Genomic DNA, 25,441 nt, shown 5'->3' with positions numbered 1-25,441 from the left:
TCAGAAAAGCGACGCCGCAGCAGCGTTGGTTATCGGCGCCATGAACGGGATTGCCAGATAGCCAAGCGGAGAGACAAACAATGCCATGAGCGCGATCAGACCGTTTTCGGTCTTGTGCCCGGTCGCGACAATCTCGCCCGATGGATCATCAAAATAGATGATCTTGACGACCTTTATATAGTAGAAGGCACCGATCACCGATGCCGCAATACCGATTACCGCGAGCGGCAACATGCCGGCGGCTACGGCGGCATCAAAGACCAGGAACTTGCCCCAGAAACCGAAGAGCGGCGGGATACCGGCAAGCGAGAACATGAACACCGCAAATGCGGCAGCCAGACCGGGACGCGTCTGCGACAGTCCGGCAAGGCTGGAAAGGCTTTCCAGCGGCCTGCCGTCCTTGTCGCGCATTTCCAGCACACAGATAAAGCTGCCCAGCGTCATCGCGACATAAATGGCGAGATAGAACATCATCGCCGAAATGCCCTCCGGCGTACCGGCAGCCAGGCCGATCAGCAGGAAGCCGACATTGTTGATCGAGCTATAGGCGAGCAGACGCTTGATATTCTGTTGTCCGATCGCGGCAACCGCACCGAGAATGATCGAGGCCAGCGCGACAAATATGATGATCTGCTGCCAGGCAGATGTCTGGCCGCCAAAGGCTTCGATAATGACCCGCGCCGTCAGCGCCACCGCGGCCACTTTCGGCGCGCTGGCGAAGAAGGTGCTGACCGGTGTCGGAGCGCCTTCGTAGACGTCGGGCGTCCACATATGGAACGGCACGGCGCTGATCTTGAAGGCCAGTCCCGAGAGAACCAGCACCAGACCGATCAGCGGACCGGTGGACAGATCACCGCTCAGCGTCTCGCCGATCACCGCAAAGCTGGTCGAACCGGCAAAACCGTAGACCAGGGAAATGCCGAAGAGCAGCATCCCGCTGGCCAGCGCGCCCAGCACGAAATATTTCAGCCCCGCTTCGGACGAACGCACATCGGTGCGGATGAAGCTGGCCAGAACATAGGCCGACAGGCTGTTCAGTTCGAGACCGATATAAAGGGTCATCATGTCGGTCGCCGACACCATCATCCCCATGCCGACGCAGGCAAACAGGATCAGGACCGGATATTCCGGACGATATTTGCCGCCCGCCTGAAAGAATCGCGGTGCGATCATCAGGGAGACAATGGCGGCGATATAGATCAGGAATTTCGCGGAACTGCCGAATGCGTCCATACTATACTGGCAGTCAAAGGCATACACCCCGCCCTTGAATTCGGGCATATGGGCCAGAACCATCAACAGGATCGAGGCGCCAAACAGCGCAGCGGCCGACAATATTGTCACCAGGCGCGCCGATTTTTCGCCGCCCCAGGCCGCAATCAGCAGCAGGATCAGACTGGAAACCGTGAGAAATACTTCCGGTGCAACCAGATAAAGGGAATTTCCGATATCCATCAGTGGGCCTCCCCATGAACTTCGTCCTGGGTCACGGCCTTGGCCTCTCCCATTTTAAGATGCGCATCGCCTTCCGGAGCCGCGCGATCGATACGCGCAACCAGCGCGCCAACATCACCGCGGATCGGCGCCATGAAGCTTTCGGGATAGACACCCATCCACATTACCGCAGCGGCGATCGGCGCGAGCAGCGCCATTTCCCGTGCGGAAAGATCCGGCATGGCTTTTACGTCCTCGTGGACAAGCTCCCCGAACGCCACCCGGCGATAGAGATAGAGCATATAGCCGGCGCCGAGGATGATCCCCGTCGTGGCGACCAGCGTCACCCAGCTGTTAACCTTGTACAGGCCGACCAGCGAGAGAAATTCGCCGACGAAACCGCTGGTGCCCGGCAGACCGATAGAGGCCATGGTGAACAGCATGAATAGAATGGCATATTTCGGCATGTTGATCGCCAACCCGCCGTAGCGATCGATTTCACGCGTATGCAGCCGGTCGTAGATAACGCCGACACAGAGGAAGAGTGCGCCGGATACCAGACCGTGGCTGAGCATCACGACGACCGCGCCCTCGATACCCTGACGGTTGAAGGCGAACAGGCCGAGCGTAACAATCGCCATATGGGCAACCGACGAATAAGCGATCAGCTTTTTCATATCCTGCTGCACCAGCGCCACGAGAGACGTGTAGACCACGGCCACCATCGACAGGCCGAAGACCAGCCAGATGAACTGCTCGGACGCTTCGGGGAACATCGGCAGCGAGAAGCGCAGGAAGCCATAACCACCCATTTTCAGCAATACGCCTGCCAGAATCACCGAACCGGCGGTCGGCGCCTGAACGTGCGCGTCGGGCAGCCAGGTGTGGACCGGCCACATCGGCATCTTCACCGCGAAGCTGGCGAAGAAGGCCAGCCACAGCCATGTCTGTGCCTCCGGCGCAAAATCATAGTTGAGCAGGGTCGGAATGTCGCTGGTGCCGGCATCCTGCACCATCCACAGCATCGCGATCAGCATCACCACCGATCCGAGCAAGGTGTAGAGGAAGAATTTATAGCTGGCGTAAATCCGGTTCGCGCCGCCCCATATACCGATAATCAGATACATCGGGATCAGGCCCGCTTCGAAAAGGATGTAGAAGAGGAAGATATCCTGCGCCGCAAAGACACCGATCATCAGCACCTCCATGAACAGGAAGGCTGCCATATATTCGCCGACCCGCGTCTGGATCGATTCCCAACTAGCGCCGATACAGATCGGCATCAGGAAGACCGTGAGCATGATCAGCATCATCGAGATGCCGTCGATACCCAGGGCCCAGGCAAAATTGCCGAACAGATCGGATCGCTCGACATATTGCCACTGCGGGCCACCAATATCATAATTGGCCCAAAGCACCACGCCGAGGCCAAACAGCACCAGCGTCGTCACCAGCGCCAGCCAGCGCGCCGCCTGTGCATTGAGGAACAGACAGATAATCGCTGCCAGCATCGGCAGGCCCATCATCAGCGACAGGATAGGAAAGTCAAGCTGGTTCATTAGCTGGCTCCCCGCATGATGACCCAGGTCGCTGCAGCCGCCAGACCCAGCAGCATGACGAGCGCATAGCTATAGAGATAGCCGCTCTGGAAGCGTTTCATCACGCCGGAGCCACTGGCGATCACCGATGCGATCCCGTTGGGACCGAAGCGATCGATCGTGCCTTCGTCCCCGGTCTTCCAGAATTTCCGGCCCAGCCAGAATGCGGGGCGGATGAAGATCAGATTGTACAACTCGTCAAAATACCATTTGTTGAAGAAGAAATTGTATAGCGGACTGAAGGTCGCAGCCAGTCTTGCCGGACGGTCTGTACCCCGGAAATACATGAAATAAGCGGTTGCGAGACCGGTCAGCATGGCCACGGTCGCGGACAATTTCACCCACAGCGGCACTTCGTGCATCGCGTGCATCAGGCCGGCGTCATAGGCAATGGATCCGTTCCAGAACGCGCCATCGTCGATAAAGGCATGGCTGAACACAAAGCCGGCAAAAACAGCACCGATGGAGAGAACGCCGAGAGGAATCAGCATAGATAACGGACTTTCATGCGGGTGATAGCCACCGGTCTGGTCAGCACCAGCCTCTTCCGGCGTCTTGTGAACGCTGTGCTGGATATGCTCGGACTGGATCCAGCGCGGCTTGCCCCAGAAGGTCAGGAACATCAGGCGCCAGCTGTAGAAGCTGGTCAGCAAGGCGGCGAGCACGCCGATGAAGAAGGCGAACTGGCCGGTTTCGCTGCCCGAGGCGAAGGCCGCCTCGATAATCGCGTCCTTGGAGTGGAAGCCGGCAAAGCCCGCGTGCAGCCAGTAGATACCGACACCGGTGATCGCCAGCGTACCGGCCATCATCGCCCAGAAGGTCAGCGGGATTTCTTTCCGCAGGCCGCCGTAATAGCGCATGTCCTGCTCGTGGTGCATCGCGTGGATCACCGAACCGGCGCCGAGGAACAGCAAAGCCTTGAAGAAGGCGTGGGTGAACAGGTGGAACATCGCCACATTATAGGCACCAACGCCGGCGGCAAAGAACATATAGCCGAGCTGCGAACAGGTGGAATAAGCGATCACCCGCTTGATATCATGCTGGACCAGACCGACGGTCGCGGCGAATATCGCCGTACAGGCCCCGACAACCGTCACGACAGTCAGCGCGACGTCGCTGGTTTCGAACATCGGCGACAGGCGGCAGACCATGAACACACCTGCGGTCACCATCGTGGCCGCGTGGATCAGCGCCGACACCGGGGTCGGCCCTTCCATCGCGTCCGGCAACCAGGTGTGCAGACCGAGCTGCGCGGATTTGCCCATCGCGCCAACAAACAATAGCAGGCAGATGATCGTCATCGTATCGAGACGCATACCGGCAAAGGTGATCGTGGATCCGGCCATTCCCGGAGCGGCTTCGAGGATTTCGGGGATCGAGACCGTTCCGAAGACCAGAAATGTCGCGAAAATACCGAGCATGAACCCGAGGTCGCCAACGCGGTTGACGACAAAAGCCTTGATTGCAGCCGCATTGGCGCTCGGTTTCTTGAACCAGAAGCCGATCAGCAGATAGGAGGCCAGTCCCACGCCTTCCCAGCCAAAGAACATCTGGACCAGATTGTCGGCGGTCACCAGCATCAGCATGGCGAAAGTGAAGAGCGACAGATAGGCGAAGAAACGTGGCTGGTCCGGATCTTCGTCCATATAGCCCCAGCTATAGAGATGCACGAGCGCGGACACGGTGGTCACCACCACCAGCATCACGGCGGTCAGCGTGTCGACGCGCAGCGCCCAGTCAAATTGCAGGTCCCCGGAAATCAGCCAGGTCAGGACCGGCACGACCTCGGCGGTGCTGGATCCGCCCAGAAAGCCTAGAAAGATCGGCCAACTCAGCGCACAGGACGCGAACAGCGCGCCGGTGGTGACGATCTTGGCCGGCACATTGCCGATGATACGATTGCCGAAACCGGCGACGATTGCTGCCAGCAGCGGCAGGAATACGATTAGCTGGATAGCCAAGGTCTTATCCCTTCATCCGGTTGACATCATCGACGGCAATCGTGCCGCGCTGACGGAAATAGATCACGAGAATGGCCAGCCCGATAGCGGCCTCGCCTGCCGCCACGGTCAGGATGAACATGGCGAAAATCTGCCCGGTCATATCGCCGAGAAAGGCGCTGAACGCGACAAAGTTGAGGTTCACCGCGAGCAGGATCAGTTCGATCGCCATCAGGATGATGATGACATTCTTGCGATTGAGAAAGATGCCGAGCATGCCCATCACGAACAGGATCGAGCTGACAACGAGATAATGTTCAATGCCGATCACAATTCCACTCCCTTGCCAACTTCTGGCTGTGTGTTGCGGGTCGCGTCTTCGGGACGCCGGGCGACCTGATCGGCGACATTCTGCTTGCGCACGCCGCCACGGGTTCGCAGGGTCAGCACGATTGCACCGACCATCGCGACCAGCAGGATCATGCCCGCGGCCTCGAACAGGAAGACATATTTGCTGTACAGCAAGGCGCCGAGCTGCTCGATATTCGACGGCGCGCCTTCGGGCAGGCCGACCGCAGCGGTGGCCTCGCCCATGCCCGCAGACTGCCAGGTACCGACACCAAAGATAATCTCGACCACCAGCACCAGCGCGAGCAACAGACCGAGCGGCAGGTTTTTCATGAACCCGGCGCGCAATTCGGCAAAATCAATGTCGAGCATCATCACGACAAACAGGAACAATACCGCGACCGCACCGACATAGACGATGACCAGCAGCGCCGCGATAAACTCCGCGCCGACCAGCAGCATCAGTCCCGCCGCATTGAAGAAGGCCAGGATCAGCCACAAGACGCTATGCACCGGGTTGCGCGAGAAAATGCACAGGGCACCACTGGCAAGCACGATGGATGCGAAGAGATAGAAAGCGAATATTTGCATTATACACTTCCTCCCTGAAACGAAGCTTTGGGGAGGTGGCGCGCCGAAGCCTTGGCGAAGGCGTGACGGAGGGGCCGCGAACGAAGCGAGCGCTGCGCACTCGCCCCCTCCACCAACCTGCGGTTGGTCCCCCTCCCCATGCTACGCATCGGGAAGAAACATACAGCGCAATTTTGCAAAAATGCCCCCATCTCAATCATCACAGCGCCCATTACCGATAGGGCGCATCGGCGGCAAGGTTTGCCGCGATTGCCCGCTCCCATTTATCGCCGTTTTCGAGCAGCTTCGACTTGTCGTAAATCAACTCTTCACGCGTTTCCGTTGCATATTCGAAATTCGGCCCCTCGACGATCGCATCGACCGGACAGGCTTCCTGACAGAAACCGCAGTAGATGCACTTGGTCATGTCAATGTCATAGCGCGTGGTCCGGCGCGAACCGTCTTCGCGCGGTTCGGCCTCGATCGTGATCGCCTGCGCCGGGCAGACCGCTTCGCACAGCTTGCAGGCGATGCAGCGTTCCTCGCCATTGGGATAGCGACGCAGCGCATGCTCCCCCCGGAACCGCGGCGAAATCGGGTTCTTTTCATAGGGATAGTTGATCGTCTTCTTCGCCTTGAAGAAATATTTCAGCGTCAGCAAATGCGCGCCGATAAATTCCCAAAGCGTGAAGGCCTTGATGGTTTGTGCAATACTCATAGCGGCAATCCAAACTTGTCAATCATCACATAGCCGCTGACCAGGAACACCCAGAGCAGGCTAAGCGGCAGGAATATCTTCCAGCCCAGACGCATCAGCTGGTCATAGCGGTAGCGCGGGACCGTCGCCATCACCCAGCTGAAGATGAAGAAGAAAAAGAACATCTTGCCGAACAGCCAGACGATACCCGGAATATCGAACCACGGAATCCAGTCGACATCAAGCGGCGGCAACCAGCCACCCCAGAAGAGGATCGCGTTGAGCGCGCACATCAGCAGGATATTGGCATATTCACCCAGCCAGAACAGGGCGAAACTCATCGAGCTATATTCGGTCTGGTAACCGGCGACCAGCTCGCTCTCCGCTTCGGTCAGGTCAAAGGGATGCCGCGCGGTTTCCGCCATCGAGGCGATCAGGAATACTACCGCCATCGGGAACAAGAGCGGGTTCAGGCCATAGGCATTAACGAGACCGAATATATGGCCTTCCTGCGAAAGCACAATATCGGAAAGATTGAATGTCCCCGCGAACAATACCACCGAGATCAGGATGAAGCCGATCGAGACTTCATAGGAAATCATCTGCGCGGCGGCGCGCATGGCGGAGAAAAACGGATATTTCGAGTTACTCGCCCAACCGGCTATAACCACGCCGTAGACGCCGAGCGAACTGATCGCGAGAATATAGAGCAGGCCGATATTGATATTGGCCAGCACCATGCCATCGCCAAACGGGATCACCGCCCAGGCCAGCAGGGCCACGGTAAAGGTGATGATCGGCGCCAGCAGGAACAGGCCCTTGTTGGCGCTCGACGGAATAATCGTTTCCTGCAGGAACACTTTCAGACCATCGGCAAATGATTGCAGCAAGCCAAAGGGCCCGACCACATTGGGACCACGCCGCAACGCCATTGCTGCCCAGACCTTGCGGTCGACATAGATGATCATCGCGACAGCCAGCATCAGCGGCAGCGCGATCAGCAGGATCAACGCCAGCGTGGCCACGAACCAGCCGAGCTCAGCGCCAAGAAATGTGGATTGGAGAAATTCGGTCATCTAATATTTCCTCCCTGAAGCGCCGCTTTGGGGAGGTGGCGCGCCGAAGGCGTGGCGGAGGGGCCGAACGCAGTGAGGTGGCGCGGTGCCCCTCCACCATCCTGCGGATGATCCCCCTCCCCGTGCTTCGCACAAGGAGGAAAAATGGCAGTCACATTATTCACTCTGCCGCCTCCATAATCTCGTCATCGGCGTGCAGCAGTTCCGCGGAACAGCGCTGCATGGTCGCGCTGGCGCGGGCGATGCTGTTGGTCAGGTAGAAATCCTTGACCGGATGGATGCCCTGCCCTGCTGGCTTGTCCGGCAAGCCGGTTGGCGGCGACCATGCGAGCGTCACCAGACCTTCTGCGGCCAGTTCGGGATGGTCCTTCGCCATATTGGCGCGCAATTCTTCAAAACTGTCGAACGGCAGCGTCTTGCCCATCACATCGGACAAGGCCCGCAAGATGCTCCAGTCCTCGCGCGCGTCACCCGGCGCAAAGATCGCCTTGTTCGAACGCTGCACACGGCCCTCGAGATTGACATAGGTGCCATTTTTCTCGGTATAGGCAGCCCCCGGCAGAATGACATCCGCCGCATGGGCACCGGCATCGCCATGATGGCCGATATAGACCTTGAAGCTCTTGTTGAATTGGGAAAAGTCGGTTTCATCCGCGCCCAGTGCAAAGACCAGCTTCGGCTGCTTCGCCGCAATCGCCTTGATCCCGCCGTCATAGGCATAGCCGAGCATGAGCCCGCCGGTGCGCGAGGCCCCGATATGCAGGACGTTGAAACCGTTCCAGCCATCGCGGACCAGCTTATATTTGCTGGCCAGCTTGAGCGCCGCGCCATGCGCGCCTTCGACGCTGAGCGCACCACCGCCGAGAATGATCGCGGGCTTCTCTGCCCCTTTCAGCGCATCGGTAAGCGCCTTGGGCAGCTTCGCCAGCAAGCCCATATCGTCGCCCAGCCATTCGACCGGATAGGTCTGGTCTGCTTCCGGCCCGATGCCGTAAACCTTCGCGCCGCGCTGGCGCACGGCCTTGCGGATACGGGTGTTGACCAAAGACGCTTCCCAGCGCGGGTTGGTCGAGACCAGCAGGATCACATCCGCTTCCTCGATACCGGCGATGGTAGAATTGAAATTCACTGCAGCGAGATTGGACACGTCATAGGAAAGCCCGGTCTGGCGGCCTTCCAGCATGTCCGATTTCATCGATTTCAGCAGCTTTTTCGCCGCATACATGGTTTCGCAATCGACCAGATCGCCGGCGATCGCGGCAACAGAGCTACCGGCCTTCACATCGGCGATTGCCTGAAAGGCTTCGTTCCAGCTCGCTTCTTCCAGCTTGCCGTTCTTGCGCACATAGGGCTTGTCGAGACGGCGCTCCATCAGGCCGTCAATCGCGTGGCGGGTCTTGTCGGTCGCCCATTCCTCGTTCACGTCATCGTTAACGCGAGGGAGCGCGCGCAGCACTTCACGGCCACGGCTGTCGATGCGGATATTGGTGCCGACGCCGTCCATCACGTCGATGCCGAGCGTCTTGGTCAATTCCCAGGGACGCGCTTCAAAAGCGTAAGGCTTGCTGGTCAGCGCACCAACCGGGCAGAGGTCGACAACATTGCCGCTGAGTTCGCTGTGCACCGCGCCTTCGAGATAGGAGGTAATCTCCATCCCCTCGCCTCGGCCAATTGCACCAATTTCCTCGACGCCGGCGACTTCCTCGGCAAAGCGCACGCAGCGGGTGCAGTGGATGCAGCGGGTCATCGCAGTCTTGACGATCGGCCCCATATATTTCTCGGTCACCGCGCGCTTATTCTCTTCGTAGCGCGAGCCGCCCTTGCCATAGGCCATGGCCTGGTCCTGCAGATCGCATTCGCCGCCCTGGTCGCAAATCGGGCAATCGAGCGGATGGTTGATCAGGAGAAATTCCATCACCCCTTCGCGCGCCTTCTTGACCATTTCGCTGTCGGTGCGGATTTCCTGCCCTTCGGCAGCGGGCAGCGCGCAGCTCGCCTGCGGCTTCGGTGGTCCCGGCTTTACCTCGACCAGACACATGCGGCAATTGCCGGCGATGGACAGCCGCTCATGGTAACAGAAACGTGGAATTTCCTTACCGGCCAGCTCGGCCGCCTGCAGCACAGTCGCGCCCTGCGGAACCTCGATTTCAACGCCATCTACGGTGACTTTAGGCATTAGTTTTGCGCCTCGGTTGTTTCAGTGGCTTCCATTCCCAGAGCCAATTTCATATCCAGTTCATAAGCAACTTCTGCAAGAAGCGTTCGCAATTCTAGACGGGTGAAACCGAATTGCTGGCCTTCGGAAACCGGCAGACAATGGCTCATTTCGGCTTGCAGGGATGCAAATGCCGCATCCTCGTCGTTCGAATATGGCTTTGTGCCAAAAAGCGCGAGCGTCTTGGCTGGAGCCATCCGGGAAACACATTCGGAGAACTGCTTCAGGGCGATGGCTTTTACGATCGCATCGCTCGTACCATCGGCTAATGTTGTGACCCGGTAGAGGGGCTCGACAGAAGAATAGTCGCCGACCGCATCACTGCGGTATTTCCGACTTAGCAAGGCACCGGACAAAGCAGCCCTGAAAAGCGACCCGGAAAATTTCATTTCCGATCCCGCCGGGATGCAGCCGCGATTTTTCGTGGCGAGCAACTTTGTCATTCTGACATTTTCGTCCGAGTTGTCCGCTTCAATCAAAATGTCCTCTGCGCGCCGGCGGTCATGTTTCGCCACACAATTGGCATATCTCCAGAAATGCGTAACAGCCTGCCGCTCGCTGGCCTGCGAAGTTTGCGCATAAGCCGGGTCACCAAACCCGTTGATTGCCATCAGGGCCATGAGTATGAATGCAAGGACCGGTTTCACGCGGCCGCCTCCAGCACAGCTGACCCGATCGGGTGGCCATGTCCCATGACATTTATGATGAGCCCAAACATTAGTCCTGCGCCTCTGGCGGAGTATTTTCTCCGGCTGACGGCGCTCCAACGACGAAGCGCTGCCACATTCCGTCGGCTGCAAAGCCGCGGATATTGGCGGGCTTGAGCTGAAGCTGCTGACCGGCGACGATGCAGGCGCTCAGGGCTGGAACCAGAGCGACGGCCGCATCCTTTTCGGCTTTCGTACCGGAAGCCGTGCGGAGCAGCTTGTCTGCATTTACCGGATCCTGGCTCGCAATACAGTCGGACATGATCCCCAGAGCCTTTGCCGTTGGCAACATATCGCCGCTCGTCACATAGTCGCGCGGCTTGGCTGCCCATATCTCGTGATTGGCCGGCACTTTGGGATGCGCGCGCAAATAGGCTGCTTCGAGCATCATGTAGCGGAAAGCCGACGGAGAAAATGAAATCGAGCTCTGGACCGCATCGCCCTGCATGACAAAACATTCGCGGATATTCCACTGGCGGAACATTTTTGATTCCTCGATCCCAGCGCCCTCGAAATCGACGGTCAACGGGTCGCTGATGACCAGCAGGCCATCAATCTGCTTCTGGTGCGGACCATAAGCGCAACTGACATAGCGGTCCCTGACCAGACCATCCCTGACCGGATCGGGCTTTTCCGGACGGACCGGTATCTTCGAACCGAGCTGGATGTCGGGATCGACCTGCGCAAGGGCGGGACTTCCGATGCCGACAGCCACGAGGGCACCCAATATTACCGATGCGATTTTCATTCCGCTGCCTCCAGCACGTTCGTGCCTTTATGTTCGTGTATCCGCCGCTCTATCTCGGGGCGGAAGTGTCTGATCAGTCCCTGGATCGGCCAGGCCGCCGCGTCGCCGAGCGCACAGATCGTGTGGCCTTCGACCTGCTTGGTCACTTCGTAGAGCGTATCGATATCCTCGATATCCGCGTCGCCATCGCGCATTTTTTCCATCACCCGCCACATCCAGCCGGTGCCTTCGCGGCACGGCGTGCACTGGCCGCAGCTTTCATGCTTGTAGAAATAGCTGAGCCGCGAAATCGCGCGGACGATATCGGTCGACTTGTCCATCACGATGACCGCAGCCGTACCAAGACCGGAACCGAGATCCTTCAGACCGTCAAAGTCCATTGGCGCGTCCATGATCTGCTCGGCCGGCACCAGCGGGACCGAAGAACCGCCTGGAATAACCGCGAGCAGATTATCCCAGCCGCCGGTGATACCGCCGCAATGTTTCTCGATCATGTCTCTGAACGGAATCGACATGGCTTCCTCGAACACCGCCGGTTTGTCGACATGGCCGGACACCTGGAACAGTTTCGTGCCGTGATTGCCCTCGCGACCGAAGCTGGCGAACCAGCTGGCACCGCGCCGCAGGATTGTCGGAACCACCGCGATCGATTCAACATTGTTCACCGTTGTCGGGCAGCCGTAAAGGCCGGCACCCGCCGGAAATGGCGGCTTGAGACGCGGCTGGCCCTTCTTGCCCTCGAGGCTTTCGATCATCGCGGTTTCTTCGCCGCAAATATAGGCGCCGGCGCCGCGGTGGACGAAGACGTCGAAATCATAGCCGGACTTGGCCGCATTCTTGCCGATCAGGCCAGCGTCATAGGCTTCCTTGACGGCCGCCTCCATGACCTTGGCTTCGAAAATATATTCGCCGCGAATATAGATATAGGCGGCGCGCGCGCGCATTGCGAAACCGGCGATCAAGGCGCCTTCGATTAGCTTATGCGGATCGTTGCGCAGGATTTCGCGGTCCTTGCAGCTGCCCGGTTCGGATTCATCGGCGTTGATCACAAGAAAGCTCGGCCGCGGATTGCCCTGGCTATCCTTGGGCGCTTCCTTGGGCATGAACGACCATTTCAGACCGGTCGGAAAACCCGCGCCGCCACGACCGCGCAGGCCGCTCGCCTTCATTTCCTCGATGATCTTGTCATTGCCGCGCTTGATGATATCGGCGGTATTGTCCCAGTCGCCGCGATGCTGCGCCTCTTTCAGCCCCCAGTGCTGGAAACCGTAGACATTGGTGAAGATGCGGTCCTTGTCCTGAAGGAAATCAAACGCCATTATTTTTTCCTCCAGCGACCCCACAGGCCGCCAAAAATACCAAGGATGACCACGGCGAGCCCGATCCAGCCTGCATATCCGTCGAGTAGCATGGCATCAACATCCTCCCTGAAGCGCAGCTTTGGGGAGGGAGACCGCGCGAAGCGTGGTGGAGGGGTAAAATCCGCAGAGCGCAGCGTGCGTCGCCGCCCCTCCGTCAGTCCTGCGGACTGACACCTCCCCGTGCTTTGCACAGGGAGGAAAATAGGAAACGCCCATCACCATTCCCCCCGGTAATCGTGATTTTCTTCAACCATCGCCTGCAGGTTGGTAGGCCCACCTTCCGCTTCGCTGGTCTTGCGACCGATCTGCGAGCCCACGGGGATTTCCTTGCCCGCTGCCAGATCCTCGAGGATCCGGGTCATGATGTCATAGTCGAGATCTTCGTAATTATCGTCGTTGATCTGGCCCATCGGCGCGTTCGAGCAATTGCCCATGCACTCGACCTCGGTCAGCGTGAACAGGCCGTCCGGCGTGGTCTTGCCCTTTGCCATGCCCTTGTTCTTGCAAGCCGCCATCACATCGTCGCTGCCGCGCAACATGCACGGCGTGGTTCCGCAGACCTGCACATGATAGCGACCGACCGGCGCGAGATTATACATGGTGTAGAAGGTCGCGACCTCATAGGCCCGCATATAGGGCATATCGAGATAGGCGGCGACATATTCGATCACCGGAACCGGCAGCCAGCCTTGTGTTTTCGTATCCGCACCGACCTGCCGCTGAGCCAGGTCGAGCAACGCCATGACCGCCGATTTCTGGCGGCCAGCCGGATATTTCGCGATCTGCCACTTGGCCAGCTTCTCGTTTTCCGGCGTAAACGCAAAATCGCCCCATTTGGCGCGGGTTTCGATTTCGTCAGGGATGGTTGGTGCTTCAGCCATTATCGGTCACATTCTCCAAATACGACATCAATCGCGCCCAAAATGGCGGTGGCGTCGGGCAGCATATGGCCCTTGGTCATGAAATCCATTGCCTGCAGATGCGAGAAAGCGGTCGGCCGGATCTTGCAGCGATAGGGCTTGTTTGTCCCGTCGCTGACCAGATAGACGCCGAATTCGCCCTTCGGGCTTTCGGTCGCGACATAGACTTCGCCCGCCGGAACGTGGAAGCCTTCGGTGTAGAGTTTGAAATGGTGGATCAGCGCTTCCATCGACTGCTTCATCTCGGCGCGCTTGGGCGGGACAATCTTGCGGTCGGTGGAGGCGACGGGGCCTTCGGGCATTTCATTGAGGCACTGGCGCATGATCCGGGCGCTCTGGCGCACTTCCTCTACCCGCACCATGAACCGGTCATAGCAATCGCCCTTGGTGCCCACAGGCACCTCGAAGTCCATGCGGTCGTAAACGTCATAAGGCTGCGACTTGCGCAGGTCCCAGGCGACACCGCTGCCGCGCAATACCGGACCGGAAAAGCCCCAGCGGATCGCATCATCCTGCGACACAGTGGCGATATCGACGTTGCGTTGCTTGAAGATACGGTTGCCGACGACTAGGCTCATCGCGTCATCGAACAGCTTTGGAAATTCGTCGAGCCAGTCGGCGATATCGGTGAGCAGCTTCAGCGGTACATCCTGGTGCACGCCGCCGGGCCGGAACCAGGCGCTGTGCATCCGCGCGCCGCTGGCTCTTTCGAAAAAGCCCATGCATTGCTCGCGAATTTCAAACACCCAGATATTCGGCGTCATCGCGCCGACATCCATGACATGGGCGCCGATATTGAGCATGTGGTTGCAGATCCGGGTCAGTTCGGCGAACAGCACCCGCAGATATTGACCGCGCAGCGGCACTTCCAGATCAAGCAATTTCTCGATCGCCAGCACATAGCTGTGCTCCATCGCCAGCGGCGAACAATAGTCGAGCCGGTCGAAATAGGGCAAAGCCTGCAAATAGGTCTTGTGCTCGATCAGCTTCTCGGTGCCGCGGTGCAGCAGGCCAACGTGCGGATCGACACGTTCGACCACTTCGCCGTCCAGTTCCATCACCATCCGCAAAACGCCGTGCGCGGCGGGGTGCTGGGGACCGAAGTTGATTGTGAAATTCTGGATTTCCAGATCGCCGACCGTCGGATCGGATTCGTCTGCGATATGATCCATTTCGTCGAGATAGTCAGACACGTTTATCTCCTTCGGAGTGAACGTGCCCCTGCGCAGGCAGGGGCCCATCCAGGACCATTGCGTCCAGCGGCACTGGCAGGAGATGGATTCCTGCCTTCGCAGGAAAACAGAAAGGAACGTTCATCACTTGCCCTCCCCCTTCTTCTGCGTCCCCGACTTGGTCCGCTTGGGAGCGGGTTTCTTTGCTGCAGCCTTCTTCCGCTTCGACGGCTTGGCCGCTTCCTTGTCGGCTTTCGCGCCCGCGCCGGTATCTTTCTTGTCGTCGGTAGTCTTGGGCGTTGGAGGTGGCGCTTCGCCGCCTACTTTCTCGTCACCCGGCAGGATATAATCCGCGCCTTCCCAGGGGGACATGAAGTCGAAACTGCGAAAATCCTGGGCCAGCTTCACCGGCTCGTAGATCACGCGCTTGTCTTCTTCGGAATAGCGCATCTCGACATAGCCGGTCAGCGGAAAATCCTTGCGGAAGGGATGACCCTGAAAACCATAGTCGGTCAGGATCCGGCGCAAATCGGTATTGCCGTCGAACAGAACGCCATACATGTCGAACACTTCGCGCTCGAGCCAGCCGGCAACTTCCCAGATATGGGTAACGCTCGGCACCGCATTGTCTTCGTCGGTCGTGACCTTGACGCGGATGCGATGGTTTTTCGTCAGGCTGAGCAGATGATAGCAGACCTCGAACCGCTCGGCGCGATCCGGATAGTCGACGCCGGCGATTTCCATCAACTGCTGATATTCATGCTTGTCGCGCAGCTTTTCCAATACCGTGGCAAGCTTCTTGCGCTCGACGGTAAAGCTGATTTCGCCATAGGCCTCGACTGTGTCGATCAGTGCCGCGCCGATCGCCTTGCCAAGCTTCGCCGCAACACCGGAGTTGCTGGATATTATAGGAGCAGAATGGGCCATATTAGCGCTCGAACGTTCCGACGCGGCGGATCTTCCGCTGCAATTGCATCACGCCGTAGAGCAAGGCCTCTGCGGTCGGCGGGCATCCCGGCACATAGATATCAACCGGCACGATCCGGTCGCATCCGCGCACGACCGAATAGCTGTAGTGATAATAGCCCCCGCCATTGGCGCAGCTGCCCATCGAGATCACATATTTCGGATCGGACATCTGGTCATAGACCTTGCGCAGCGCCGGTGCCATTTTGTTGCAGAGGGTTCCGGCGACGATCATCACGTCGGACTGGCGCGGACTGGCACGCGGGGCAGCACCGAAACGCTCCATATCGTATCGCGGCATGTTGACGTGGATCATCTCGACCGCGCAGCAGGCGAGACCGAATGTCATCCACCACAGCGATCCGGTCCGCGCCCACTGGAACAGTTCTTCGGTCGAGGTGACAAGAAAGCCCTTGTCATTCACTTCCGAATTCAGGTCCTTGAAAAACGCCTCGTCAGGCTGCGTATCAGGACGCATCGGCGTGCCGTCTGCGTTCAATATGGCCGAACCACTGGTGCCAGTTTCTAATCCCACTCCAGCGCTCCTACTTTCCAGGCATAAACAAAGCCGATGACCAGTTCGGCGAGGAAGACCATCATCGTCGTCCAGCCAACCCAGCCGGTCAGATCCAGCGACACCGCCCACGGAAACAGAAAGGCTGCTTCGAGGTCGAAAATGATGAACAGGATCGCCACCAGATAGAAACGCACATCAAACTGGCTGCGCGAATCTTCAAAGGCGGGAAAGCCGCATTCATACTCGGAAAGCTTTTCCGCATTCGGATTATGGGTTCCGGTCAGCCGGGAGACGCCCATGGGCAGAAACACAAAGGCTGTTGACAGGCCGGCGGCCACAAACAGGAAAAGCAGGATGGGTGCATATTCGGAAAGATCGACCACAAATGACTCGTTTCGCTAATATTCGGGCCCGCTTTTAGGCAGTGGCTTGCCATGCCGCAAGGGCGAAGTGGCTTAAATTTGCGGCCATTTGCGAGGCGTTCGCAGTTACAGCAGCGACTTGGCCAATATCCGGTGCAGCTTGCTGTGCAGCGCTTCGTTCGATGCCAATATCTCGCTCTGCCCGATCGGCTGGTCGCCGCCGGTATAATCGGTGACAAAGCCGCCGGCTTCGCGAACCATCAATATTCCCGCGGCAACGTCCCACACTTTCAGGCCAGCTTCCCAGAAACCGTCATAGCGGCCGGCCGCCAGCCAGGCGAGGTCAAGCGCGGCCGAACCATTGCGCCTGATCCCGGCAACCTGTGGCGCCACGGCACCGAAAATCCGCGCCCATTCGCCCAGATCACCATGCCCCTTGAAAGGAATGCCGGTGGCAATCAGCGCTTCCGAAAGATCGCGGCGAGCCGAGACGCGCAAACGGCGTTCGCCGAGCCATGCACCCTTGTCCATTTCCGCCCACCAGGTGAGATCGGTCAGCGGTTCGTAGATCAGGCCGCTGGTGATCTTGCCCCAGCCGCGCCCGTCGAGCGAGCGTTCCTGGACCGCGATCGAAATGGCGAAATGCGGGATGCCATGGAGAAAATTGGAAGTGCCGTCGAGCGGATCGATGATCCAGCGCGGCTTGCCTTCCTCGCCCTCGATCATGCCGCCTTCTTCGAGCACGAAGCCCCAGCCGGGCCGGACCTTCTGCAACTCGTCGTAGAGAATCCGTTCGGCGCGCATGTCGGCCTTGGAAACAAAGTCGGCAGGCCCCTTTTTGGATACCTGCAGATGCTCGACTTCACCGAAGTCGCGGCGCAGGCGCGATCCGGCCTTGCGCGCGGCGCGTTCCATGACGGTAATAAGGGCGGAATGTGCTGGCATTTCTTTATCTCCCCCCTCCCGTGTACGGGAGGGGCTGGGGGTGGGTCTATCTGTTTTTCAAAGAACGGGCGAGCGGTTTGGTCGTGCCCGCCCCGGATTCCTCCCGCAAGCGGGAGGGTATCGGGTCAGCTGGCCTTGCCAACATATTCGCGGGCATAGACATCGACGATGATCCGCGTGCCGGCCGAAATGAACGGCGGCACCATGACGCGGACGCCATTGTCGAGAACAGCCGGCTTGTAGCTCGACGAAGCGGTCTGGCCCTTGACGACGGCGTCGGCCTCGACGATTTCCGCTTCGATCTGGTCGGGGAGCTGAACGGAAATCGGCTTCTCCTCGTAAAGCTCCAGCTGCACGTCCATGCCGTCCTGCAAAAATTCGACCGCATCGCCCAGCAGATCCGCAGGCAGGGTGATCTGCTCGTAATTTTCCTTGTCCATGAAGGTCAGCATATCGCCATCGGCGAACAGATACTGGAACGTCTTGGTATCCAGACGAACCTTCTCGAGCGTGTCGGCGCTGCGGAAACGGACATTGGTCTTGCGACCGTCGACGAGATTCTTCATCTCGACCTGCATATAGGCGCCGCCCTTGCCCGGCTGCGTATGCTGGATCTTGGCAACCTTCCACAGGCCACCTTCATATTCCAAAATATTGCCGGGACGGATATCCACACCGCTGATCTTCATCGCTTGTCTCGCTCGATAGAATGTTTGATTGTGCGGCGCTGTAATCTGCTGGCGGTTAATAGGCAAGCCCGCTGACGCCGAAAGGCTGTGCAATCAGTCACAGGTCTTTTTCATACAATACGCCGCAAGGCCTAGCCGCTATTGTCAAATCATGGCCCAGACAGACCTCTCCCGCCTTCGTAGCGATCCCGAAAATCCGCCCTTGCGGCGACAATGCGCACTGGCCGCTGGCCTCTTCGGTTATTCGATTGCCGATGGCCGGGTGCATTCGTTCAAGGAAACCGAGGGCTATTTGCGCGATATGGAACAGATGCCCAATTTTGTCCCGCCCTCAGCCAGCAGTTTCGTCGCCCAATATCTGGCTTCCAATATCGGCAAGACGCGCAGCTCGTCCTGAACGGCCGGATCACTCTCCCAATATATCGGCAAATTTTCTGACCGCCGCGGCCGGGCCGTCCGGATCATTCCAAACCGCGCCGCTCACCGCCAGAAAATCCGCACCGGCCTCGACCAGCGGCCGGCAATTTCCCGGTGTGATCCCGCCAATCGCAACGCATGGTATTTCCATCATTCCCGACCACCATGCCAGCAGATCGGACTCCGGCCGATAGACGGTTTCCTTGGTGCTGGTGGGGAAAAAGGCCCCGAAGGCCACATAATTGGCACCGCCCTCACCGGCTTCCATCGCCAGATGGCGGCTGTCATGGCAGGTGATCCCGATCTGGACATCATTGCCCAAAGTCTCGCGGGCATTTTTCAGACTCTCGTCGCCCTGCCCCAGATGCACGCCATCCGCGCCCAGTTGCCGGGCCAGCGCGACATCGTCGTTAACGACGAAAGCCACGTCAAATTCGTCGCAGATCGCTTTCAGCGGGGTAGCAAGCCGGGTCGCCTCATCGGCGTCCACATCCTTGACCCGGAACTGGAAGGCGGCCACCGGCCCCGCCTCCAGCGCCTCGCGCAGGCGGTCGGGAAAGGAACCGCCGACGTCCAGCGGTGAAATCAGGTAAAGCTGGCAGGGGATATCGTTCATGGCCGGGCTTCCAGCGCTCCGTCCTTGCCGATCCGCCTGCCGACGATATCATCGTCGACCGCGGACCGGCCCGGATCGGTTGTGGACAAAACCGCGCGCCCAGTTCAGGCGATCGAAGCGCGATAAATCTGGTCGATCGCGCCGCCGAGCACGGCGTCAAATTCCTCGTCGCTCTGCGAGACCCGGAGGTCCTGCAGCAGGCCGCGGCTGAAGCTGGCGATCATGCCTTCGTTCTTCGCCAGTTCCGCGCAGGCTTCCTCGGTGGAATAGCCGCCGGAGAGGGCTACCAGCCGGACCACCTTGGGGTGATCGACCAGCGATTTGTAGAGATTGGCCTCGACCGGGATCGACAGTTTCAGCATCACCCGCTGGTCATCCGCCAGCGCGTCAAGATGCTTGGTCAGTTCACCGAGCAGAATCTGGTCGCATTCGGCCCGCTCGTCGCTCTTGATATTCACTTCCGGCTCGATGATCGGCACCAGTCCGTTGGCCAGGATCTGCTTGCCGAAGTCGAACTGCTGGGCGACGATCGCCGCGATGCCTTTCGCATTGGCCTTGTTGATCACCGAACGCATCTTGGTACCAAAAACGCCTTTCGACAGGGCCAGCTTGCACTGCTCGTCGAGATCGGGAATCGGCTTCATCAGCTGGACACCATCGGCCTCGTCCTGCAGTCCCTTGTCGACCTTCAGGAAAGGCACGACACCGCGGTCCCACAGCGCTTCGGGAACCGGCTTACCACCGGCGTCACCGTTCATCGTTTTTTCGAACAGGATCGCGCCGATCACCTTGCCATTGCCGAAGCTGGGCGAGGTGATGATGCGGCTGCGCATCTTGTGAATCAGGCCGAACATTTCGTCATCGTTGGAGAATGAATCCGCGCCGATGCCGTAACCGGCCAGCGCCTTGGGCGTCGAGCCACCGCTCTGGTCCAGAGCGGCAATAAAGCCTTGGCCATTCTCGATCTTGCTCATCATTTCACTATTCGCCATTTTTCATTTCCTGATATGTTCAATATTATTGGTTAAGCGCTTCGACGCCGGGCAGAGGCTTGCCTTCCATCCATTCCAGAAAAGCGCCCCCCGCGGTCGATACAAAGCTGAAATCATCGGCAACGCCGGCATGGTTGAGCGCGGCGACCGTATCGCCACCGCCGGCAACGGAAAGCAATTGCCCCTCTTTGGTGAGAGCGGCAGCGGTTCTTGCCAGCGCCACGGTGGCGCTGTCGAAGGGCGGCGTCTCGAACGCGCCGAGCGGACCGTTCCAGACCAGAGTCTTGCAGGTCTTGAGCACATCGGACAGCGCCTCGACCGCGGCCGGTCCGATATCAAGGATCATTTCATCCTCTGCCACTTCATGGACGTTGACCGTGCGGGTCGGCGGATCGGCGCGAAATTCCTTCGCCGCCACCACATCATAAGGCAGGTGCACGGTGCAGTCGGCGGCGTCCGCCGCAGCCAATATTTCGTTGGCGGTGTCGGCCAGCTCATGCTCGCACAGGGACTTGCCGACAGCAACGCCGCGCGCCGCCAGAAAGGTGTTGGCCATGCCGCCGCCGATGATCAGATGATCGACCTTCTCGACCATTTGCCGGAGCACATCGAGCTTGCTGGAGACTTTCGCCCCGCCGACCACGGCGGCCACCGGATGTTCGGGATTGCCGAGCGCCTTGTCGAGCGCGGTCAGTTCGCCTTCCATCGAACGGCCGGCATAGGAAGGCAGCAGATGCGCCAGCCCCTCGGTGGTCACATGCGCGCGGTGCGCCGCCGAAAAGGCATCGTTGACATAGAAGTCACCGAAAGCGGCGATCGCCTTGGCCATGGCCGGATCATTTTTTTCCTCGCCCGGCGCAAAGCGGCTGTTTTCCAGCACGGTGATGCTGCCCTCGGGCAAGGCATCGATGGCCGCCTGGTCAGGTTTCTGCATGAAGCCGACGTCCCGGCCCAGGACGGCCGCCAGAGGGGCGACCACGGGCTCGAGCGAATATTCCGCTACATATTCCCCTTTCGGGCGTCCGAAATGGGCGAGCAACAGCAGTTTCGCGCCCTTGTCAGCCAATTCGGCGACCGTCGGCATCAGGGCCTTCAGGCGCATGTCGTCGGTTACCTTGCCGTCCGCCATCGGGACGTTCAGGTCGACGCGGACCAGGCCGCGCTTCCCCCGAACATCACCGATATCATCAAGCGTTTTGAAGCTATTAGCTGACATTAATCAGAACCTTTGTGAGTTAGAGCAAGCCCGCCATGACCTTGGCAGTGTCGATCATGCGGTTGGAGAAGCCCCATTCATTGTCATACCAGCTGACGACGCGGACCAGCTTGCCGTCCATGACGGTCGTTTCCAGGCTGTCGACCGAGCTGCTGGCTGGCTGATGATTGAAATCGCTCGAGACCAGCGGCTTGTCTTCAAAGACCAGCACGCCTTTCATCGGGCCTTCGGCTGCGGCTTTCAGCGCGCCGTTGACTTCCTCGACCGTGGTGTCGCGGCTTGGCGTGATCACCAGATCGACCAAGCTGACATTCGGCGTCGGCACGCGGACGGACGAGCCGTCGAGCTTGCCGTTCAGTTCCGGCAGCACCAGGCCGACCGCGCGGGCCGCACCGGTGGTCGTCGGGATCATGTTGACCGCACCGGCGCGGGCGCGGCGCATGTCGCTATGCATCTGGTCGAGCATCCGCTGGTCATTGGTATAGCTGTGGATCGTGGTCATGAAGCCGCGCTCGATGCCGACCGTATCGTGCAGCACCTTGGCCACCGGAGCGAGGCAGTTGGTGGTACAGGAAGCGTTCGAAACGATGATATCGTCGGCGGTCAGCACATCATGGTTGACGCCATAGACAACCGTTTTCAGGTCACCCTTGGCCGGAGCCGAGATCAGAACGCGTTTCGCGCCAGCGTCGATATGCGGTTGCGCCGCATCCTTCGACTGGAAGAAGCCGGTGCACTCGAGCACGATGTCGACGCCCATGTCGCCGTGCGGCAGGTCGCCGGGATTGCGTTCGGAGGTGACGGCGACTTTCTTGCCATTGACCATGATATGATCGCCATGAGCGGTCACTTCGCCGGGGAAACGGCCGTGCACACTGTCATAGGCGAACAGCAGCGCGTTGGATTCGGCATCCGCAAGATCGTTGATCGCGACCAGTTCAAGACCATCATCATCGCGTTCCAGTATCGCGCGGGCGACCAGACGACCGATCCGGCCAAATCCGTTAATTGCTACTTTTGTCATCAATCTTGCTCCTTTGAATGCGAACTTTGTGGCTGTTTTCAGCCAATTTTATCTAAAATCTGCGGCGTGATGGCATCTGCGGTGAGACCGAAATGCTCGAAAAGATCGTCGATCGGTGCCGATGCTCCGAAGCTGTCGATACCGAAACGCAGTCCGTCAAGACCGGTATACCGCTCCCAGCCGAACGTCGTGCCCGCTTCGATCGAGACGCGCAAGATGTCAGAGCCACCCAGCAGATCATTGCGATATTCGGCCGACTGTTCGTCGAACAATTCGGTGCAAGGCATCGAAATGACATCCGCACCGGTTCCGGCGGCTTCCAGCTGCTCGGCAACCGCCAGTGCCAGCGACACTTCCGAACCGGTAGCGATCAGCACCACCCGCTTGCCATTTTCTGCTGCCTTGATGCGATAAGCGCCCTTTTCACAACGATTTGAGCTGACGTCATCGCGGATTGGCGCGAGCCCCTGCCGCGTCAGCGCCAGGGTCGATGGCCCATCGGCGCGCTTGATGGCGAGCGCCCAGCATTCCGCCGTTTCGATTGCGTCCGCAGGCCGGTAGACATGCATGTTCGGCATCAGGCGCAGGCTCTGTACATGCTCGATCGGCTGATGGGTCGGGCCGTCTTCGCCGAGTCCGATGCTGTCGTGAGTCATCACATAAATGGCCCGCGCGTTCTGGATCGCGGAAAGCCGCATGGCACCCCGGCAATAATCGGTAAACACCAGAAACGTGCCGCCATAGGGGATGATACCGCCGTGCAGCGCCATGCCGTTCATCGCCGTCGCCATGCCGAATTCGCGAATACCATAATAGATATAGCGCCCCGAATAATCATCTTTTGTCAAAGGCTTGGTCGAAGGAGTTTTGGTGTTGTTTGAACCTGTAAGGTCAGCACTGCCGCCAATCATTTCGGGCAGCGCTTCGGTGATCGCCCCCAGCGCCATTTCGGACGACTTGCGGGTTGCCCATTTCGGTGGATCCTTCGCCAGACCTTCCAGATAGGCTTGCATTGCCGTGCCGTCGGGGAGTTCGCCCGCCATTCGCCGCTTGAATTCGGCCGCCTCGGCGTGACTCTCCAGACGCTTGTCCCAGTCGGCGTGCGCGGCAGCGCCCTTTTCTCCCAACTGACGCCAAGCCGCCAGCACATCGTCGGGAATGACAAAAGGCTCCGCATCCCAGCCGAGCGCGACACGGGTGCCAGCGATTTCCTCGTCGCCGAGCGGAGCGCCATGGGTCGCCGAGGTGCCCTGCTTGGTCGGGGCACCATAGCCGATGACCGTCTTGCAGGCGACCAGCGACGGCCGCGGATCGGCCTCCGCTTCTTTCAGCGCCCGGCGGATATCGTCGAAATCATGGCCATCGCAGGAAACCACGTGCCAGCCTGATGCCCGATAGCGCGCCGGAATATCTTCGCTGGTCGATAATTCCGTTCCACCATCGATAGTTATGCCATTATCATCCCAAAGAACATTAAGTCTTCCAAGACCCAGATGCCCGCCCAGACCAACCGCTTCATGGTTGATTCCTTCCATCAGGCAGCCGTCACCGGCAATCACCCAGGTCTTATGATCGACCAGATCATCGCCGAAGGTCGCGTTCAGATGGCGCTCGGCGATCGCCATGCCGACCGCCGTGGCAAAGCCCTGCCCCAGCGGCCCGGTCGTCGTTTCCACGCCTTCCAGCTTGAAATTTTCCGGATGGCCGGCGCAGGGCGAGCTGAGCTGGCGAAAATCCTTGATATCCTGCAGCGTCGGCCGGGCGTAGCCGGTCAGATGGAGCAGCGAATAGATCAGCATCGAGCCATGGCCCGCCGACAGGACGAAACGGTCACGGTCCGCCCATTTCGGCGCTTTCGGATCAAATTTCAGGAAATCGGAGAACAACACAGTTGCCACGTCTGCCATGCCCATCGGCATTCCGGGATGGCCGCTGTTCGCCGCTTGTACCGCATCCATGGAGAGCGCTCTGATGGCGTTTGCCATGCTTTTTTCGGTTACGGTCATATCTAGTCTGATCCCTCGATTGGACGCGTGAAAAAACGCAACGGAATGCCGCGATTCGCTATTTTGCCTCCTCCTTTGATGATCCAGCGAGGCGGCGTCAAGGACCGCTTTTCATCATCCGGTGTTTACGGGGTCAGAATAGATTGATAGCAATGAAAGACAGCAACTGACCTGTTGGGAACAAGCTTTGGAAAATGCTCATGGACAATGAACGCGTCATCCTGGCCATCGGCCGGATCGAGCGGGCGCTCAGTCGCATAGAATCGTCAATCGACCGGTCGGCAAGCAAGAGCGACCCGGCGCTGGAGGCGCGCCACGAAGCGCTGAAAGCGGAGATGAAACAGGCGATCCGCACGATCGACGGGCTGATCGAGCGACAGGAGCACTGATAGCATGGCGCAGATGAAACTGGAAATCGGTGGCCGTTCCTTCATGGTCACCTGTCAGGACGGCGAGGAAGCGCATCTGACGAAACTGGCCGCGATGGTCGACGGAAAAGCGCGTGAATCCGGTGACCCGGCGGGATTGACGGAAAGCCGGATGTTGCTGTTCACCTCGCTTCTGCTGGCCGATGACCTGCACAGCGCACAGGGCAGCGCCGCGGCGCCCGCAGAAGCCAGCGCGCCGGCGAAACCCGACCCGATGGACGAACAGGCCATTGCTGCCCTGGAAAAACTGGCAGATCGTGCCGAACAATTGGCGAACAGCCTTGAGTAACACCCCCATCGCGCCTAGATAGGGTGTGACGGGTACTGTCTGGCACGAGCCTGATACGAACATCCCTGAGGCGATATAACTTCCTAGGGAGCTGTCCCTGCCCGGATTGCGGACTGTTTGGCAGTCGGGTCCGGTGCATATGGCGCCCACCTGACGTAATAGGCGTCAGAGGATTTTCCGGCAAACGA

26 protein-coding genes are annotated in these 25,441 nt (G+C 59.1%); 3 read left to right on the top strand and 23 right to left on the bottom strand.

All coding sequences use genetic code 11. The features are described from left to right. The 18 genes from nuoN to efp form a co-directional block, all read right to left on the bottom strand. The gene (nuoN, locus tag BOSE62_RS03025) at nt 1-1,455 is read right to left on the bottom strand and encodes an NADH-quinone oxidoreductase subunit NuoN (protein ID WP_159641925.1); all 1,455 of its coding nucleotides are present in this window, start codon (nt 1,453-1,455) and stop codon (nt 1-3) included. Next, nucleotides 1,455-2,993, bottom strand: coding sequence for an NADH-quinone oxidoreductase subunit M (locus BOSE62_RS03020; RefSeq protein WP_159641922.1), 1,539 nt, complete (start codon nt 2,991-2,993; stop codon nt 1,455-1,457). The genes nuoN and BOSE62_RS03020 overlap by 1 nt, the downstream gene beginning before the upstream one ends. Further along, nucleotides 2,993-4,993 carry an NADH-quinone oxidoreductase subunit L gene (nuoL, locus tag BOSE62_RS03015; protein WP_159641919.1) on the bottom strand — a complete coding sequence of 667 codons (2,001 nt, stop codon included), beginning with the start codon at nt 4,991-4,993 and terminating at the stop codon, nt 2,993-2,995. Before nuoL ends, BOSE62_RS03020 begins: the two co-directional genes overlap by 1 nt. Before the next feature lie 4 nt (nt 4,994-4,997). Then, nucleotides 4,998-5,303: an NADH-quinone oxidoreductase subunit NuoK gene (nuoK, locus tag BOSE62_RS03010; RefSeq protein WP_089132663.1), complete on the bottom strand. Its 306-nt coding sequence runs from the start codon at nt 5,301-5,303 to the stop codon at nt 4,998-5,000. Beyond that, complete coding sequence (locus tag BOSE62_RS03005) at nt 5,300-5,914, bottom strand: NADH-quinone oxidoreductase subunit J (RefSeq protein ID WP_159647867.1); 615 nt, start codon at nt 5,912-5,914, stop codon at nt 5,300-5,302. Before BOSE62_RS03005 ends, nuoK begins: the two co-directional genes overlap by 4 nt. A gap of 208 nt (nt 5,915-6,122) precedes the next feature. Next, nucleotides 6,123-6,608 carry an NADH-quinone oxidoreductase subunit NuoI gene (nuoI, locus tag BOSE62_RS03000; RefSeq protein WP_159641915.1) on the bottom strand — a complete coding sequence of 162 codons (486 nt, stop codon included), beginning with the start codon at nt 6,606-6,608 and terminating at the stop codon, nt 6,123-6,125. Then, the gene (nuoH, locus tag BOSE62_RS02995; protein ID WP_159641912.1) at nt 6,605-7,663 is read right to left on the bottom strand and encodes an NADH-quinone oxidoreductase subunit NuoH; all 1,059 of its coding nucleotides are present in this window, start codon (nt 7,661-7,663) and stop codon (nt 6,605-6,607) included. The genes nuoI and nuoH overlap by 4 nt, the downstream gene beginning before the upstream one ends. Nucleotides 7,664-7,823: 160 nt before the next feature. Next, on the bottom strand, nt 7,824-9,839 hold the full coding sequence (gene nuoG / locus BOSE62_RS02990) for an NADH-quinone oxidoreductase subunit NuoG (protein ID WP_159641909.1): 2,016 nt from the start codon (nt 9,837-9,839) through the stop codon (nt 7,824-7,826). Beyond that, entirely contained in the window at nt 9,839-10,525 is a 687-nt protein-coding gene (locus BOSE62_RS02985; RefSeq protein ID WP_159641906.1) for a hypothetical protein, read from the bottom strand. Before BOSE62_RS02985 ends, nuoG begins: the two co-directional genes overlap by 1 nt. A 70-nt stretch (nt 10,526-10,595) precedes the next feature. Continuing rightward, on the bottom strand, nt 10,596-11,333 hold the full coding sequence (locus tag BOSE62_RS02980) for a hypothetical protein (RefSeq protein ID WP_159641903.1): 738 nt from the start codon (nt 11,331-11,333) through the stop codon (nt 10,596-10,598). Further along, on the bottom strand, nt 11,330-12,652 hold the full coding sequence (gene nuoF / locus BOSE62_RS02975) for an NADH-quinone oxidoreductase subunit NuoF (protein ID WP_159641900.1): 1,323 nt from the start codon (nt 12,650-12,652) through the stop codon (nt 11,330-11,332). The genes BOSE62_RS02980 and nuoF overlap by 4 nt, the downstream gene beginning before the upstream one ends. A gap of 257 nt (nt 12,653-12,909) precedes the next feature. Continuing rightward, a complete protein-coding gene (locus BOSE62_RS02970) occupies nt 12,910-13,575 on the bottom strand; it encodes a complex I 24 kDa subunit family protein (RefSeq protein ID WP_159641897.1) in 666 nt (221 codons plus the stop codon). Further along, nucleotides 13,575-14,807, bottom strand: a complete 1,233-nt coding sequence (locus tag BOSE62_RS02965; RefSeq protein WP_159641894.1) for an NADH-quinone oxidoreductase subunit D — start codon at nt 14,805-14,807, stop codon at nt 13,575-13,577. The genes BOSE62_RS02970 and BOSE62_RS02965 overlap by 1 nt, the downstream gene beginning before the upstream one ends. Before the next feature lie 123 nt (nt 14,808-14,930). Then, complete coding sequence (locus tag BOSE62_RS02960) at nt 14,931-15,713, bottom strand: NADH-quinone oxidoreductase subunit C (protein ID WP_159641891.1); 783 nt, start codon at nt 15,711-15,713, stop codon at nt 14,931-14,933. 1 nt (nt 15,714) lies between these two features. Beyond that, nucleotides 15,715-16,230, bottom strand: coding sequence for a NuoB/complex I 20 kDa subunit family protein (locus tag BOSE62_RS02955; protein ID WP_159647866.1), 516 nt, complete (start codon nt 16,228-16,230; stop codon nt 15,715-15,717). 47 nt (nt 16,231-16,277) lie between these two features. Continuing rightward, nucleotides 16,278-16,652, bottom strand: a complete 375-nt coding sequence (gene ndhC, locus BOSE62_RS02950) for an NADH-quinone oxidoreductase subunit A (protein WP_159641888.1) — start codon at nt 16,650-16,652, stop codon at nt 16,278-16,280. Between the two features lie 105 nt (nt 16,653-16,757). Beyond that, nucleotides 16,758-17,576, bottom strand: a complete 819-nt coding sequence (locus BOSE62_RS02945; protein ID WP_159641885.1) for an inositol monophosphatase family protein — start codon at nt 17,574-17,576, stop codon at nt 16,758-16,760. A 125-nt stretch (nt 17,577-17,701) separates the two neighbouring features. After that, nucleotides 17,702-18,265 (bottom strand): elongation factor P, encoded by a 564-nt coding sequence (gene efp / locus BOSE62_RS02940; RefSeq protein ID WP_159641882.1) that lies wholly within the window; start codon nt 18,263-18,265, stop codon nt 17,702-17,704. 151 nt (nt 18,266-18,416) lie between these two features. On the opposite strand from efp, the gene BOSE62_RS02935 reads away from it, so the two are divergent. Then, nucleotides 18,417-18,662 carry a hypothetical protein gene (locus tag BOSE62_RS02935; RefSeq protein ID WP_159641879.1) on the top strand — a complete coding sequence of 82 codons (246 nt, stop codon included), beginning with the start codon at nt 18,417-18,419 and terminating at the stop codon, nt 18,660-18,662. Nucleotides 18,663-18,671: 9 nt separating this feature from the next. Here the strand turns inward: BOSE62_RS02935 and thiE are convergent, their stop codons facing one another. The 5 genes from thiE to tkt form a co-directional block, all read right to left on the bottom strand. Beyond that, nucleotides 18,672-19,298 (bottom strand): thiamine phosphate synthase, encoded by a 627-nt coding sequence (gene thiE, locus BOSE62_RS02930; RefSeq protein ID WP_159641876.1) that lies wholly within the window; start codon nt 19,296-19,298, stop codon nt 18,672-18,674. 104 nt (nt 19,299-19,402) lie between these two features. Then, the gene (locus tag BOSE62_RS02925) at nt 19,403-20,290 is read right to left on the bottom strand and encodes a fructose bisphosphate aldolase (protein WP_159641873.1); all 888 of its coding nucleotides are present in this window, start codon (nt 20,288-20,290) and stop codon (nt 19,403-19,405) included. A gap of 25 nt (nt 20,291-20,315) precedes the next feature. Further along, a complete protein-coding gene (locus BOSE62_RS02920) occupies nt 20,316-21,506 on the bottom strand; it encodes a phosphoglycerate kinase (protein WP_159641870.1) in 1,191 nt (396 codons plus the stop codon). A gap of 19 nt (nt 21,507-21,525) precedes the next feature. Continuing rightward, on the bottom strand, nt 21,526-22,533 hold the full coding sequence (gene gap, locus BOSE62_RS02915) for a type I glyceraldehyde-3-phosphate dehydrogenase (RefSeq protein WP_159641867.1): 1,008 nt from the start codon (nt 22,531-22,533) through the stop codon (nt 21,526-21,528). 35 nt (nt 22,534-22,568) lie between these two features. Next, nucleotides 22,569-24,536, bottom strand: a complete 1,968-nt coding sequence (gene tkt / locus BOSE62_RS02910) for a transketolase (protein WP_159641864.1) — start codon at nt 24,534-24,536, stop codon at nt 22,569-22,571. Between the two features lie 200 nt (nt 24,537-24,736). On the opposite strand from tkt, the gene BOSE62_RS02905 reads away from it, so the two are divergent. Together BOSE62_RS02905 and BOSE62_RS02900 are read left to right on the top strand one after the other, a co-directional pair. Further along, nucleotides 24,737-24,925, top strand: a complete 189-nt coding sequence (locus BOSE62_RS02905; RefSeq protein ID WP_159641861.1) for a hypothetical protein — start codon at nt 24,737-24,739, stop codon at nt 24,923-24,925. 4 nt (nt 24,926-24,929) lie between these two features. Further along, the gene (locus tag BOSE62_RS02900) at nt 24,930-25,253 is read left to right on the top strand and encodes a cell division protein ZapA (protein WP_159641858.1); all 324 of its coding nucleotides are present in this window, start codon (nt 24,930-24,932) and stop codon (nt 25,251-25,253) included. Nucleotides 25,254-25,441 lie beyond the last annotated feature (188 nt).

This window comes from Sphingorhabdus sp. 109, assembly GCF_902506555.1.
In the GTDB taxonomy this organism is placed as follows: Bacteria; Pseudomonadota; Alphaproteobacteria; order Sphingomonadales; family Sphingomonadaceae; genus Parasphingorhabdus.
The sequence above is the reverse complement of the archived record's forward strand: the minus strand, read 5'-3'. Positions and strand labels throughout refer to the sequence as shown.